Genomic DNA, 14,294 nt, shown 5'->3' on the forward strand with positions numbered 1-14,294 from the left:
CAAAATATTTTTTTGACGATTTTTTATCTCAGTTTTGATTATATTTTTGATATGAATTTGTTTTCTAGTAATTTACAAACGACATTTTTCAATCATTATGAACAAAAAACGTCATTTATAAACCACCAAAATTACAAAAAAAATGACCTGTTACTTTTTTAACAGATCATTTTTTATCGAGTGCTATTTTTAAAAAGCCATTAAAATGACGCAGATTTTCAAAGAACTTATCCTTTTTTTCACTTTTACAATATTCAATAGAATAGTAAAACAATGCCTTTATTTCAATTAGGATTTCTTCTTCCTCTAAATGTTTTGTGACTTCGGGGGAAAGTGTTCGATCTTCTGTCACCTTAAGGAGTAATTGCCGCCAAGTTTTTGGCATTCTTAAATTTTTGTTATGTAATGCATTCATAGCCCCGTTTGTTGATAATTCATCAAAAGTTATCAAATAGGCTTCGAACGATTCAATTTTAGGATCTTTCCCACTAATAAATTCGTCCACTCGCTGCTTAAGTTCAGATGGTTTTACACTTTTATGGTACTTCCTCATTAAAACCGACCGCAGCTTTTTTAAATATTCTTCATATTCGTCCTGATCTAAATCACCAATTGTATTTCGAACATTATCGACATACATATTTCTCTCTCCTTTTTTCTCTCTTTTTAAAGTAATTTCCGATTATTCAGAATAAATACTTCAACCCTGAATTTTAAGAGTATATAATTGTGTCATTTTTCTACATTTTTCAAAAATATATTGTTCTCTTTTGTTGAATGGTTTAAGTTATTGTCATAGGGAGGGAAATATATGGAATTTAACGATCATATTTGGGAATGGTCATCGGGGCTTCCTAAATGGCAAAATGATTTAATCAGAAGGCTATATCAAAAATCTTTGTTAGAAAGTAAAGACACTGATGAAGTAATAAATAATATCCTTCATGAGAATGGTTTTTCTGAGAGGATTTTAACCATTAGTCCTTTAGAAAAAAATCATATCCCTAATAAAAATCCGAAAGAAACCATCAAGATTACTGCATTAAAAAACTTCAATAATATTGCCGCCATCGAACCAGAGTATGGACTTGAATTTTCACCTGATGGGTTAACGGTTGTGTACGGTGAAAATTCCGCTGGTAAATCTAGTTATGCTAAGGTGTTAAAGCAGGCTTGTCGAGCTGTCGATGATAAAACAAAGATTCATCCAAATATCTATAAATCAAGCGGTTCAATAAGTACAGCCGACATTCATATACAGCAAAATGGCACAGAAACCATTATTAATAGAGTGGTAAATACCGCACCTGAACAGCAGTTAACATCAATCAGTATTTTCGACACTGATTGTGCGAGAGTTTATGCAGAATCCGAAAATGAGGTTGTATTTATTCCAACTGAATTTAAAATTTTTGATGATCTTGCTCGACATCAAACGGAAATAAAACAAAGGTTATTACAGTTAAAAGATGACCTTTTAAAAACACTGCCTACATTCCATGAGTTAGCGAGCTCTTCTAAAACCAAAACATTTGTTGAATCTATTTCATATAAAACGAAAGAAAAGGACATTCAGCAGAATTGTATCTTTACAGAAAAAGATAATGATCGGCTAAAGCAGATTACAAAAGATTTAAAGGTCCTTGTAGATTCAAATCCTGTTAAATTGATGCAGGAACTTCAAAGGAACATAAATGATATTACAAACTTAAAAAACAATCTTCAACAAATTCTTAATGAATTATCTTTTGAAAAAGTTAAAGAATTTGTCTCGGTAAATCAACGATACCTTGATTCGAAAGCAACGATGGAAGTTTTAAGTCACGAAGCATTTGAAGAACAACCTTTAGCTGGTGTTGGAAGTGACCCTTGGAAAAAACTATGGCACACCGCAAAACAATATCATGGAATTGCTTATCCTGGACAGTCATTCCCATACGTCGAGAATGAAGCAAAATGCCTATTATGCCAACAAGACTTAAAGGAAGACTCTCGAATTCGATTAACGCGTTTTGAGGAGTTTATGACTGACAGCATCAGTCAAGAAACAGCTCAGTTACACTCCCAAAGACAAGATTTAATAGCTAAAATAAAATCTTTACCATTCACAAAAGTGGCAGAATCCTCTGTTCGTACTTTTTTTTATCAAGATTCACCTGAATTGGACATGAAAGCGGAATTGTTTATCCAATCAGCGATAAAAATTAGTACATTATTACAAAATGCCGAGACAGATATACACCTGTCCTTGAATGATTTTCCTGAAATTGAACTACCACCTCTAAAAGAAATGGCACATTGGTTAGAGATAAAAAATAGTGAATTGAAACATTTAAAAACAATAGCCCGACAAGACAACTCAGCAGAATTATTTGCAGAACAGAACGAGTTAGTTTCAAAAGAAAAAGTCACTAAAAGAATAGATGATTTATATCGCTTAGCAAAAATTCGCCAAGAAGTTGATAAGATTGATAAAGCAATAAAATCGCTGGATACAACCAAATTGACAAAAAAATATAACGAATTATCCAGTTCATTTTTGACTGACAAGTTTAAGAACGAAATTGAAAATGAACTAAAGCAGATAAGAAGGGAACACATTCTATTCAAGTTAAATAGCAGAGGAGTAAAAGGAAAAACCACGATAAAACTCGCTTTGGATTCCAATTCAAAAATTAACATTAACGAAATCCTTAGTGAAGGTGAACAAAAAGCATTATCAATAGCCTTCTTCCTTGCAGAAATCTCTTCTATTCCATCAAATGGAGGAATCATACTTGATGATCCCGTCTCCTCCCTAGACCATAGCAGGAGAGAGTATGTTGCTTATCGACTAGTACAGGAAGCAAAAAAACGGCAAGTCATTATTTTTACACACGACATCGTGTTTCTACACACCTTACAAAAACATGTTAATTTACAAAACGTTTCCGCATCCTATTGTTCTGTAAGGAGGAATGGTAATAGAGCTGGGATTGCAAAAACAGAAATGCCATGGATAGCTCTGGCAACTGGTAAACGAATCAAATACTTAAAAAATGAACTACCAAAGCTAAAAAAGTTAGAAAGCCAGTTAGATTCTGATATGTATGTTCCGCAAGTTAAAACATGGTATATGCTTCTTAGGGAATCGTGGGAACGTGCCGTAGAAGAATTGTTGTTAAACGGTGTCGTTGAAAGGTTTAATCCAAGTGTTCAAACACAAAAACTTAATAAAATTAAGTTTTCGGATGAGATTGTCCAACTCGTAACAGAAGGTATGACAAAAACATCCACGTACGTACATGATGAGTCTTACGCTATTGGTCGAATGATACCAAGCAATGATGAAATGATTGAGGACCTTAACAATTTGGAGCAGTTTAACAAATTTTTTAAATAATATGCTCAATTTAACGATAACATTGGGAAGACCATGAGCACCTTCAAATGTTGTTACCTGCACGGTGACATTAAATAAGTAACTGCCTTGTGGCAGCTTCCTTAATTTAGGTTATTTCACCACAATAAATTTGTTTAATTTCGTCATGTTGATTCTTCAATTCCTGTTGAATTGAGGGATAAAGCATAATAATAATCAAGTCTTCACGCAACTGTATATCATTTTTAGTTACGGTTTTGGCTAAAACAGGAGAATAAAAGAAAAGGAGTCGAGAAGGCGATTAATATTACTAAGTAGTGCGATTATGGAGTAGAAATAGTGTATCAACAAGCTAATTAACAACTAAAATAGCACTTTTTTCATCTACTAAATCGCACAAGAAAACGCAGGGTATTTGAACCCTGCGTTTATTTAAATTATTCAGTTATACCTCTCAAGAGGGAACGGACCTTTCTTCACAAAATAAGACCAATTATTATATTATCCCTCTTTCTTTTTTTGAATAATTTCTGCTATTTTCCATTTCTCTTTATTATCGTTCCATCCTGCTGACTTGGTCATTACAAATTGATAATCCTTCTCTATATCTTCTGTGGTATTATAGGTTAGGATTATTTTGTCTTTTTCGTGTCTAAATTCCCTAAGATCAAGCACCGCATTAGGCTCCCATAAAATACCTTTTTGACCAAAGGTAAGCGAGCAAGGACACGTTCCCTCGCGGTCCATAGTACCCATCCCAATATTAGGTCCCCATGCCAAGAACTCTTCAACATCTCTGAATGATTGTACTACTTTATAGGCTTCGATTATGCTTATCGCTTCCACAAAGTCCTCGTAGTTAACAGAAGTTTTCAACTCATCCACTTCTTTTTCTAAAAGGGCGTGTTTATCCTTTAAGTTATCATAGTCTTTCTTTAACTTAGAACTTTCCTCAAATTCCTTTTCTAAATCAGTAATTCGTTTCGTTAATTCGTCATTGTCGTCATGCAGTCCTCCCATCACATCCAATGCATCTTGTTCTCTAATGACAGCTATGGTGGTAATAACGCATAAAATGATGAAGGCGATACTGATAAAGTCTTTTTTCTTCAAATGAACCCCCCATCCCCAAATAAAATCAAGTAATATATCGATTATTATCCAATGACACCCAAGTAGTACAAGGAAAAATAAGTTCCAAGGCATAACAAAGATCCTATTAAAAATGGACTGATTGAAAATGTCATTTTCTCGTGTTGTGGTTTATAACTCCCTAACAAAGAATCAAAAACAGCGACTTGAGAATTCTTAGATAATGCATCGCCTGTTGTTCCGATTAAAAATGCAAAGAAAGTGAAAAAACAAGAACCATAGAAGAAAGTGGTTAACAGGTTCGTATCAAAAATCAACGATATTCCGACAAGAATTCCGATCTCTACCACTAAAACCAGCAATACGAAAAATAAATATCTCTTCAAAAATACCACCCCTTCACTGAATACGAATAATAGAAGGAATCGATTCAAATATTCGATCTCTCCAAAGAATATAACATTTCAATTAACCGACAAAATGAATAACGTACATTATTATAATACCATAAATTCCCTTATAAACCTTACGAATATTCAAAAAATAAGCAAAGTTATTTTCCTTTGATACCCAACCTTTGTGCTGGTGGATTGGATTCGGATTGTCTGGTTTCTATGTTTAATTCATTAAAGGTTTTAACCCAATCATATGCTATGTCAGAACGAAAAATAAATCGTGCAATTTATATGAGAATGAACATCTCCTGTGACTACGATGTGTATATTGGTAAAAGCAAATATTCCATTCCCCTGTACTCTGCTGCACCTTGTCCCTTTTTGCGAACATTATTGAGGTAATAGTGCATCTTGTCTGTGTTGAAACAGATTTCAATAACGTCATTCTTTCGAATGCTGGTTTTTCGTGGCGGTCAAGAAATTTAATTCCCATGCGGTAAAGCCATTCCAATTTATCATAGTATGTTCCTGCACCTTTTTCCAAAATATCACATGCACGGTTGATTGGAACCTTAATCACCGATAGCTTTGCGAACATCGTGAGTACATCATTTCTCTTTTATTAATAGGTGGTGGATTGTTTTCGAGATGGTAAAACATTCTTGATTTGCTTACAGGTCTTACATTGCCACCTTTGAGATCCTGCTGGGAATTTCCCCTGTTTATAAACACTTTCAGCTTCAAACTTTAACAAAGAAAAATTATTAAAAAAAGACCCAATCCTGAAATTGGATTGAGTCTTTGCCTGTTCGTATTTTTGTACATAGTAGTTGAATTGACAAATTTTCAAGCCAGTTCCCGACTTTTTTGTCCAGTTCCCAACTTTTTTGTTCGGTTCCCGACTTTTTTGTTCAGTTCCCGACTTTTTTGTCTTTCAACAATTTGGTTGAGTCTTTTTTGATTATTATTCCACCGTAACACTCTTTGCAAGGTTACGTGGCTTATCTACGTCACAATCTCTGTGAAGAGCTGCGTAGTAAGAGATCAACTGCAACGGAATAACAGATACTAATGGAGATAGCAGTTCGTTTACTGTTGGTACAACGAAGCTGTCTTCTTCTGTTTCCATGCCTTTCATGGAGATGATACAAGGGTTGGCACCGCGTGCTACTACCTCTTTGACGTTACCGCGGATGCTCAGGTCTACGTGTTCTTGTGTAGAGATCGCGATAACTGGTGTACCTTCTTCGATCAGGGCGATGGTTCCGTGCTTCAGTTCTCCTCCAGCGAAGCCTTCTGCTTGGATGTAGGAGATTTCCTTTAATTTCAATGCACCTTCAAGACCTACATAGTAGTCCATTGTACGGCCGATGAAGAAGCAGTTTCTTGTTGTAGATAGGAATTTGCGTGCAAGGTCTTCGAGTTCTTCTTTCTGGTCGCAAAGTACTTCCATCGCGTTTGCCACGATTCCAAGGTCTTGGACAAGGTCAAACTCAAGGTTGTAGCCTTTTGACTCAGCAAGAACTGCTGCGAAGATTGACATTACAGCGATTTGGGCTGTATAAGCTTTTGTGGAAGCTACCGCAATCTCCGGACCTGCATGTAATAGTAACGTAAAGTCTGCTTCACGGGAAAGTGTGGAGCCTTGTACGTTTGTGATTGTTAATGCTGGATATCCTAATTCCTTTACCTGTACAAGTACTGCACGGCTGTCCGCTGTTTCTCCACTTTGGGAGATGAAGATGAATAGCGGTCTTTCGGATAGGATTGGCATGTTGTAGTTAAATTCACTTGCTACGTGTACTTCAACAGGTATTTTAGCAAGCTTTTCAATCATTTGTGCCCCAACAAGACCTGCATGGTAGCTTGTTCCTGCTGCTACGATGTAAATGCGGTCTGACTGGTTCACTGCTTTGACGATGTCAGCATCGATTGTTAATGTACCGTTCTCATCCTGGTATTTTTGGATGATTTTACGCATTACCAATGGCTGCTCATCGATTTCTTTTAGCATGTAATGTGGGTATGTGCCTTTTTCAATATCACTTGCATCCAATTCTGCTGTGTATGGAGCGCGCTCTACGATTTCACCGTTCAACTTTTTGATCGTTACCGCTTCTTTGCGTACGATTACCATTTCTTTGTCCATCAGTTCAACGAATTGGTCCGTTACCTGGATCATCGCCATTGCGTCACTTGCTACTACGTTAAAGTCGCCTTTACCTACACCAACAAGTAATGGGCTCTTGTTTTTCCCAACATAGATCGTATCCGGATCTTCGTTGTCCACTAATGCAATCGCATAAGAACCTTTCAGGATCGCAAGCGTGTTGCGTAAGGCCACTTCGATATGCTGTCCTTCGTTTGCAAACTTCTCGATGATTTGAACAACTACTTCTGTATCTGTTTCGGAAACAAGTTCCACACCCTGAAGATATTCGCGTTTAAGGATTGCATAGTTCTCGATGACTCCGTTATGCACAAGTGTAAAACGTCCAGAAGTACTTTGGTGTGGATGGGCATTTACTTTGCTTGGTACTCCGTGCGTTGCCCAGCGAGTATGACCTATTCCAACTGTTGCTGCTACACTCGCGTCCACTACTTCACGAAGATCCGCAATACGGCCTTTCTCCTTGAATACGTGAACTCCTTCTTCGTTCATGACAGCGATACCAGCTGAGTCATAGCCGCGGTACTCAAGCTTTTCCAAACCTTTTAAAAGAATTTCTTTTGTATCTTGTGTTCCAATATAACCTACGATTCCGCACATAATTTGATTTCCTCCCTAAAGTAGCAGGGACAGGAAAGCACACCATAGAAAGGGGACTGTCCTGCCCCCACATTACCTTTTTGCATTATTATTTTTCAATCATAGTACAAGTCTTTGTACATAAAGTTGCCTTTATGCTTTAAACCTGTCTCTAATCGGTTGTGATTGGCAACCGGGAGGCATCCGCCGATAGATCGATAAACCTCCACCTCGTCAACTAAGCATTATATACCCGTTCGTCGCTTAGTTCAGGCGCTTTTGGTAAAAAAAATTCCACTATGCTCCTTTCCCTTCTTGAGTGACAACAAATAATATCTTACCTTCCTTTGGCCAGTCCGTCAATCATTATGTTAATTATCTTCCAATTAATAGAAGCAATTATAATAAAAGATATGCATACATCGCTTTTTACGTGCGTTGTATGCATATCTTTCGCGTTACTGTTCTATATTATTCGATGCCCATTTCTGCACGAACTACTGCTACAATCCGCTCCACATACTCATTGCAAAGCTCTTGAGTCGGCGCTTCTGCCATGACACGAACCAAAGGCTCCGTACCGGAAGGGCGAACAAGAATACGGCCGTTACCTTCCATTTCCGCCTCGACTTCCGCAATCACAGCTGCCACTTTCTCGTTTTCCGTTACATGGTGCTTGTCTGACACTTTTACGTTCACAAGAAGCTGCGGGAATTTCGTCATCTCCGCTGCAAGCTCGGATAGGCTCTTCTTTGTCAGCTTCATGATATTTACAAGCTGAAGTCCTGTCAGCATTCCGTCACCTGTTGTGTTGTAGTCTAGGAAGATGATATGTCCGGACTGTTCTCCACCTAGAAGGTAGTTGCCATTTTTCATCTCTTCCACTACATAGCGGTCACCAACTGCCGTCTGTTTTGTCTCTACACCAGCAGCTTCAAGGGCTTTGTAGAAGCCAAGATTACTCATTACTGTTGATACCACTGTGTTATGGCGAAGGCGTCCTTGCTCGCTTAAATATTTTGCACAGATGAACATGATCTGGTCGCCATCGACGATCTGACCTTTCTCATCCACTGCGATGATGCGGTCCCCATCTCCATCAAATGCTAGACCGATATCCGCACCTTTTTCCACTACCATTTCAGCAAGCGTCTCAGGATGTGTGGATCCAACACCGTCATTGATGTTCAACCCGTTCGGAGAAGATCCCATCGTGGAAATATCCGCTTCCAGGTCTGCAAATAGGTGGGTTGCGTGGGAGGATGTTGCACCATGCGCACAGTCCAGTACGATATGTATGCCTGAGAAATCCTCATCTACAGATTGTTTCAGGAATTGAAGGTACTTTTGTCCACCTTCGAAATAATCGTTCACTTGACCGAGATCTGACCCTACAGGACGAGGAAGGTTATCCGTTGCCTCATCAAGGAGTGCTTCGATTTCAGCTTCCTGATCATCGGATAATTTAAAGCCGTCGGGACCAAAGAACTTAATTCCGTTGTCCTGTACCGGGTTGTGAGAGGCGGAGATCATGACACCCGCCTGTGCTCCCAATGCTTTTGTCAGATGTGCAACACCCGGAGTGGAAATGACACCGAGGCGCATGACTTCTGCACCTATGGACAATAGTCCTGCAACTAGCGCTCCTTCGAGCATATGACCGGAAATGCGTGTATCGCGGCCTATTAATACTTTTGGACGGGAATGATCTTTTGTCAGAACATAGCCTCCACAGCGTCCCAATCTAAATGCCAGTTCAGGCGTCAGTTCCGAGTTGGCAACCCCACGCACTCCATCTGTTCCAAAATATTTACCCATAAGTAAATCGCTCCTTTTTCCTACTCTATAATTTCTACTAATCTAATTTTCACGTTTCGCTTCGGCAGGTCCCAGGACACATTTTGTGGACCGTTAATTTCAAGAGGCAGCTCATGCTCCCCTTCTCCAAGGTCTGTCACATTAATGTACATTTCCATATCCGTGCTTTCCAAGCCTTCAAGCACAGTTGGGGCACCACGGACTGTCAGGTCCATCAGGCCACTCTCAGGGTCTACCATTTCAAGCTCCATATTTTCCGGTAACCCAATATATTCAATAGGTACATTGGTGAACGTTTTCTGTTCTTCCTTTTCTACCTCTACCTTAATATTGATTTTTTCCGGTACCACTCGCTTTACACCGTCCGGTACAGGAACATCCACTTCAATGGTGGTGCTTTCCGTAATTTCGGTAAGATCAAGGTCAATGTTATCAATGTACTCCAACCCATCAATTACACCTTTTGGACCGTAGACCGTCACTTCACCCGGTACGGCTTCCACCTTGGTGATGCTCAGGTTTTCCTGCAGCGAGCCTTTGCGGTTTATTTTTAAAGGCACCGCTTTAAAAGGACTGGTAACGGGAACATTAACGTCCACGACAGCCGGCTCGACCTCCACATTCAAGGTATTCCCTTCGCTGTCGTATACCGTCACTTTAGATTGCTGGTTGATTGACTCATTGACGCCCTTCAGGTCGACTCGTGCCTTCACTAGCGCGATGCTGTCAATCAATTCACGGGAACCTGTCACCTTCACGATGTTCGGTTTCACAATCGGCTGTTCCGGCTGGTAGCCTTCTTCGATTTGCCCTCTGTTAATAAAGTCGACTTCAACAGGGAAATCCTCGGTTACCTTCTCCTGGATGGTAACGGTAGCAAATCCAGGCTCCACAGTCACATCCAGCTTTTCCGAAATATTTCTCCATTGTAATGGCACTTGGTGTGTTCCCAGTTCCAGATCGCTTAAATCCAGATACACCTCAAAATCCTTTTGCAGTGCAGTCGGTTTCACCGTACCAGTCGGCCCTTCCAATGTCACTGCCACACTTTGCGGAAGTCCGTTCACGACGAGATTATCCCGATCATAGTAGGCCTCAACCGGAACATCGGTAACAGTTTCCACATCTACATTTGGTGAACTAGGAAAAGGGGAAGCAGTATTATTCCGTTGCTGGGTGGATGTTGTATCAATGTTCACCGACATGTATAGCATAAAAGCCAAAAGCAACGCAATTATCTTCATGATCCATCGATTGCTGATAAATCTATCCATCCTTCTTCCCCCTCCATTGCCAACGTGTTGAGGAAGCAGTTTTAAAGCTTGTATCCATTTCCTTCATCAACAGGTCGCTGAAGATCTCTGGCTCTAAATCGCGGTGCAGTTCCCCGTTTTTCGTGACGGAAATTGCACCGGTTTCTTCTGATACAATAATGGTGACACTATCTGTTACTTCACTGATTCCGAGTGCCGCTCTATGTCTTGTCCCAAGCTCCTTGGAAATAAAGGGGCTTTCGGATAGAGGCAGATAACAAGCTGCCGCAGCAACCTGATTCTTCTGTAGAATGACTGCTCCATCATGAAGAGGCGTATTCGGAATGAAGATATTGATCAGAAGCTCGGATGAAACCTTTGCGTTCAAAGGTATCCCTGTTTCTATGTAATCGCCCATTCCTGTTTCCCGTTCAATGGTGATAAGCGCTCCGATACGGCGTTTTGCCATATACTGCACCGATTTTACGACCGCCTCCACCATCTTGGCATGCTCTTCCTCATCCGGAATGCCGCTTCTTGAGAACAATTTCCCACGTCCCAATTGTTCAAGGGCACGACGCAGCTCAGGCTGGAAGATGATGATGACCGCCAGGAACCCCCAGGTCAACGCCTGGTCCATCAGCCACTGCAGGGTGCTCAGTCCCAAAAAGCTACTGATGATCCTGACAACGACAATGACCGTAATCCCCTTCAATAGCTGGACCGCCTTTGTACCGCGTATCACCATGATGAGTTTGTAAATCACAAACCAGACCAATAATATATCAATCACATTCGCTAAATAACCTAAATATGGTATATCTCCAAAAGGTATCTCAAAAGGCATCCTATCACTTCCTTTGTCAGTACGAGATTTATGTATCAAGTACGAAAACCGTAACTATGCTATTATAACATAAATTCAATTATAGTTAATATAACCAGAAAACATGCAAAAAAGATGCTTGATTACTCAAGCATCTCCTTAGCTTAATCTGTAAAAACTCCGACAACTTCTTTAAACCCATCCTTCATGGTGAACCAGATCCATTCAAAGACTTGGTTGATTTCTTCGATCTCGCCTGTTACCTGCCCAGCGGAAGCCAGATAGTTCTCGCCATTGATGACTGTGACATTTCCGTTCACTTCCCCTTCGACACGGAGATTGCCGTTTTTGACCACGACATCCCCCTCCACGACCTTGCCTTCTGGAACGACTACTGTATTATCTTCTACGACCAGACCGGACTGATTGGTAAAGGACAATTTATCTTCCTGCCAGCCGCCGAACATACTGCCAGCCATTAGTACAAAGAAGATGGCTGCTGCTACAAAAACCGGATGCGCTCTCATCCAGCGATTCATTCCAATTCTTTTCTTCTCTTTCGGTAAACTATTCATCACTCTCTGCGTGAAATCATTTGGTGCTGTTATATGAGAGGTGCTTTGTACAAGTGCGATCGCCTTCTCCAATTCATGAAATTGCTGATTACAATCCTGACATTCTTGAAGGTGTGCTTTTAGCTCTTGTTCTCGGTCTTTCTCTAGATCACCATCTAAATACTCATGCATATACTGGACGATTTGTTCCGGACATTTCTTCATTTTCTTTTACACCTCCAGAATTAAACATGGCGCAATTGCTGCCTCAGTGCTTCTCGCCCTCTGTGTATTCGTGTTTTTACAGTCCCAACCGGTATTTCAAGTATCTCGCTGATTTCAATCAAGGAGAGCTCATCAATATACTTCAGGACGATGACGGAACGATATTTATCGGGAAGCTTCAATATCTGCTTTTGGATTTCACTTTGCAGCTCCATGCTTTCCACTTCTTCCTCGGGCAACGCAATGTCGGCTGCTACCTGTGAATACATCGTCAGCCCATCCGTTCCTGCCACTTCCGCATCCAAATAATAATCTGGCTTTTTCTTGCGAATTCGATCAATCGTTAAATTAGTCGCGATCCGATATAGCCATGTGGAAAATTTCCGGTTTACATCATAACTGTTGATATTAATATATGCCCGGATAAACGCCTCCTGTGCAACATCCTCGGCTTCATGTGCATTCCCGGTCATTCGATAGGCAAGCTGAAAAATCTTGTCCTTAAAAATCTCCACAATTTCACCAAACGCATCCTGATCGCCTTTTTTTATCTGCTTGATTCTCTTTTTTATAAGTTCTTCCATTCCGTTCCCCCGTTGTCTGGCGGTCGTCTTTATCTACGAGCCTAGCCTAAAAAAGGTTTCATCATTTCTATAAATATATTTTAACAAAAAATAACTAAAAATGTTTCAAAAAGGATAAATCAGGGTAATATTTACTAAAATTACTGTTATCAGCCCATTAAGAGAGGTGTTTTTCCAATGTCCATCCAAGCAGCAGTACACTTAAAAGAAGCCATTGAAAGAAAAAGAGAAGAAATGATCCGTCTTTCCTCCACCAATCATCTTCAATCAAAGGAAGTAATAGATGCAAGCACCTCGCTTGATTCCCTGATCAATCAATATTTGTACCTTCAAATAAATCGAAAACCAGCAACGAATTAACGTTGCTGGCTTATTTTTGTTTCTAAAGAAGCTTTTCACCAAAAAGAGAACCCATCAAGGCAACTGCCACTGACGCAGTTTTATTCCGTTCATCAAGGATCGGATTTACTTCCACAAACTCCGCAGAGGTTAAGATATCCGCCTCTTCTAGCATCTCCATCGCCAAGTGGCTCTCACGATAGGAGATACCACCCATCACCGGTGTCCCTACACCAGGTGCATCATGGGGATCCAGGCCGTCCAGGTCCAGTGAGAGATGCACGCCATCCGTTTTGTCTTTTAAATAGGCAATCGCTTCTTCCATGACAGCCGTCATTCCCATACGGTCTATCTCATGCATGGTAAACACTTTGATTCCTTTTTCCTTAATCAGTACCTTTTCCCCTTCATCCAGAGAACGAGCACCAATGATCACGATATTTTCCGGCTTCAGCTTCGTGCCAATACCGCCTATCCCTGTCAAAGCCGGGTCTCCCAAACCTAGGCTGACCGCAAGTGGCATGCCATGAATATTACCTGATGGAGAGGTCTCTCCTGTATTTAAATCGCCATGGGCATCGTACCAGATGACTCCCATGTTCGAATAATTCTTTGCAAGTCCCGCAATCGTCCCGATCGCAATACTGTGGTCGCCTCCTAATACCAACGGAAACTTCCCTTGTTTAACGACTTCGTCCACTCGTGAAGCAAGCGTTTCACTCGCCTCCGCAACTGCTTTCAAATTCTTCAGGTTACTGTCACCGGAAGACGTTCTTTCTCTTGATCCAATCTCTATATCCCCTAAATCTTCAATTTCAAGGTCAATCTGTTCCAACCTTTCCACTATTCCTGCGTAACGAATAGCACTAGGACCCATATCCACTCCACGACGTGTTTGCCCTAAGTCCATAGGCACCCCAATAATACTGATATTCTTTTTCATGAACAGTGTCCTCCCCTTATCCCTATTACATTTATTGTATAGTGAAAAGGGTCTATGACTCAACTCGACACAAATTTGAATATATATGCAGTTTGGAATTGTTAGATTTTTGATTTCATTTGGTATATGAGCAGCAAAACACAAAAAACCTTAGA

General features: G+C 40.3%; 12 protein-coding genes. 2 read left to right on the forward strand and 10 right to left on the reverse strand.

Translation table 11 applies throughout. The features are described from left to right. Nucleotides 1-166: 166 nt before the first annotated feature. Entirely contained in the window at nucleotides 167-640 is a 474-nt protein-coding gene (locus tag ABN702_RS19280; RefSeq protein WP_417898325.1) for a hypothetical protein, read from the reverse strand. Between the two features lie 171 nt (nucleotides 641-811). Here ABN702_RS19280 and ABN702_RS19285 point away from each other — a divergent pair, with 171 nt between their 5' ends. Then, nucleotides 812-3,382 carry an AAA family ATPase gene (locus ABN702_RS19285; protein ID WP_417898326.1) on the forward strand — a complete coding sequence of 857 codons (2,571 nt, stop codon included), beginning with the start codon at nucleotides 812-814 and terminating at the stop codon, nucleotides 3,380-3,382. Nucleotides 3,383-3,862: 480 nt separating this feature from the next. On the opposite strand, the gene ABN702_RS19290 is transcribed toward ABN702_RS19285, so the two are convergent. From ABN702_RS19290 to sigW, 8 genes are all read right to left on the reverse strand, one after another. Beyond that, nucleotides 3,863-4,474 carry a hypothetical protein gene (locus ABN702_RS19290; protein ID WP_417898327.1) on the reverse strand — a complete coding sequence of 204 codons (612 nt, stop codon included), beginning with the start codon at nucleotides 4,472-4,474 and terminating at the stop codon, nucleotides 3,863-3,865. Between the two features lie 44 nt (nucleotides 4,475-4,518). Beyond that, entirely contained in the window at nucleotides 4,519-4,839 is a 321-nt protein-coding gene (locus tag ABN702_RS19295) for a hypothetical protein (RefSeq protein ID WP_417898328.1), read from the reverse strand. Between the two features lie 973 nt (nucleotides 4,840-5,812). Continuing rightward, complete coding sequence (gene glmS, locus ABN702_RS19300) at nucleotides 5,813-7,618, reverse strand: glutamine--fructose-6-phosphate transaminase (isomerizing) (protein WP_417898329.1); 1,806 nt, start codon at nucleotides 7,616-7,618, stop codon at nucleotides 5,813-5,815. Between the two features lie 450 nt (nucleotides 7,619-8,068). Then, nucleotides 8,069-9,415 (reverse strand): phosphoglucosamine mutase, encoded by a 1,347-nt coding sequence (glmM, locus tag ABN702_RS19305; RefSeq protein WP_417898330.1) that lies wholly within the window; start codon nucleotides 9,413-9,415, stop codon nucleotides 8,069-8,071. 20 nt (nucleotides 9,416-9,435) lie between these two features. Next, a complete protein-coding gene (locus tag ABN702_RS19310; RefSeq protein ID WP_417898331.1) occupies nucleotides 9,436-10,689 on the reverse strand; it encodes a YbbR-like domain-containing protein in 1,254 nt (417 codons plus the stop codon). Continuing rightward, a complete protein-coding gene (cdaA, locus tag ABN702_RS19315; protein ID WP_417900976.1) occupies nucleotides 10,682-11,503 on the reverse strand; it encodes a diadenylate cyclase CdaA in 822 nt (273 codons plus the stop codon). Before cdaA ends, ABN702_RS19310 begins: the two co-directional genes overlap by 8 nt. Nucleotides 11,504-11,658: 155 nt before the next feature. Further along, complete coding sequence (locus ABN702_RS19320; protein ID WP_417898332.1) at nucleotides 11,659-12,273, reverse strand: anti-sigma factor family protein; 615 nt, start codon at nucleotides 12,271-12,273, stop codon at nucleotides 11,659-11,661. A gap of 20 nt (nucleotides 12,274-12,293) precedes the next feature. After that, entirely contained in the window at nucleotides 12,294-12,857 is a 564-nt protein-coding gene (sigW, locus tag ABN702_RS19325) for an RNA polymerase sigma factor SigW (protein ID WP_417898333.1), read from the reverse strand. 177 nt (nucleotides 12,858-13,034) lie between these two features. On the opposite strand from sigW, the gene ABN702_RS19330 reads away from it, so the two are divergent. Then, a complete protein-coding gene (locus ABN702_RS19330) occupies nucleotides 13,035-13,217 on the forward strand; it encodes an aspartyl-phosphate phosphatase Spo0E family protein (protein WP_386642781.1) in 183 nt (60 codons plus the stop codon). Between the two features lie 22 nt (nucleotides 13,218-13,239). On the opposite strand, the gene rocF is transcribed toward ABN702_RS19330, so the two are convergent. Further along, on the reverse strand, nucleotides 13,240-14,139 hold the full coding sequence (gene rocF / locus ABN702_RS19335) for an arginase (protein WP_417898334.1): 900 nt from the start codon (nucleotides 14,137-14,139) through the stop codon (nucleotides 13,240-13,242). Nucleotides 14,140-14,294: the final 155 nt, after the last annotated feature.

Source organism: Bacillus haimaensis, from assembly GCF_048270625.1.
Taxonomy (GTDB): Bacteria; Bacillota; Bacilli; order Bacillales; family Bacillaceae_I; genus Sutcliffiella_A; species Sutcliffiella_A haimaensis.

Coding starts and splice junctions, on each gene's coding strand:
- ABN702_RS19280 (WP_417898325.1), bottom strand. CDS start 640: ATGTATGTCGATAATGTTCGAAATACAATTGGTGATTTAGATCAGGAC.
- ABN702_RS19285 (WP_417898326.1), top strand. CDS start 812: ATGGAATTTAACGATCATATTTGGGAATGGTCATCGGGGCTTCCTAAA.
- glmS (WP_417898329.1), bottom strand. CDS start 7,618: ATGTGCGGAATCGTAGGTTATATTGGAACACAAGATACAAAAGAAATT.
- glmM (WP_417898330.1), bottom strand. CDS start 9,415: ATGGGTAAATATTTTGGAACAGATGGAGTGCGTGGGGTTGCCAACTCG.
- ABN702_RS19310 (WP_417898331.1), bottom strand. CDS start 10,689: ATGGATAGATTTATCAGCAATCGATGGATCATGAAGATAATTGCGTTG.
- ABN702_RS19320 (WP_417898332.1), bottom strand. CDS start 12,273: ATGAAGAAATGTCCGGAACAAATCGTCCAGTATATGCATGAGTATTTA.
- sigW (WP_417898333.1), bottom strand. CDS start 12,857: ATGGAAGAACTTATAAAAAAGAGAATCAAGCAGATAAAAAAAGGCGAT.
- ABN702_RS19330 (WP_386642781.1), top strand. CDS start 13,035: ATGTCCATCCAAGCAGCAGTACACTTAAAAGAAGCCATTGAAAGAAAA.
- rocF (WP_417898334.1), bottom strand. CDS start 14,139: ATGAAAAAGAATATCAGTATTATTGGGGTGCCTATGGACTTAGGGCAA.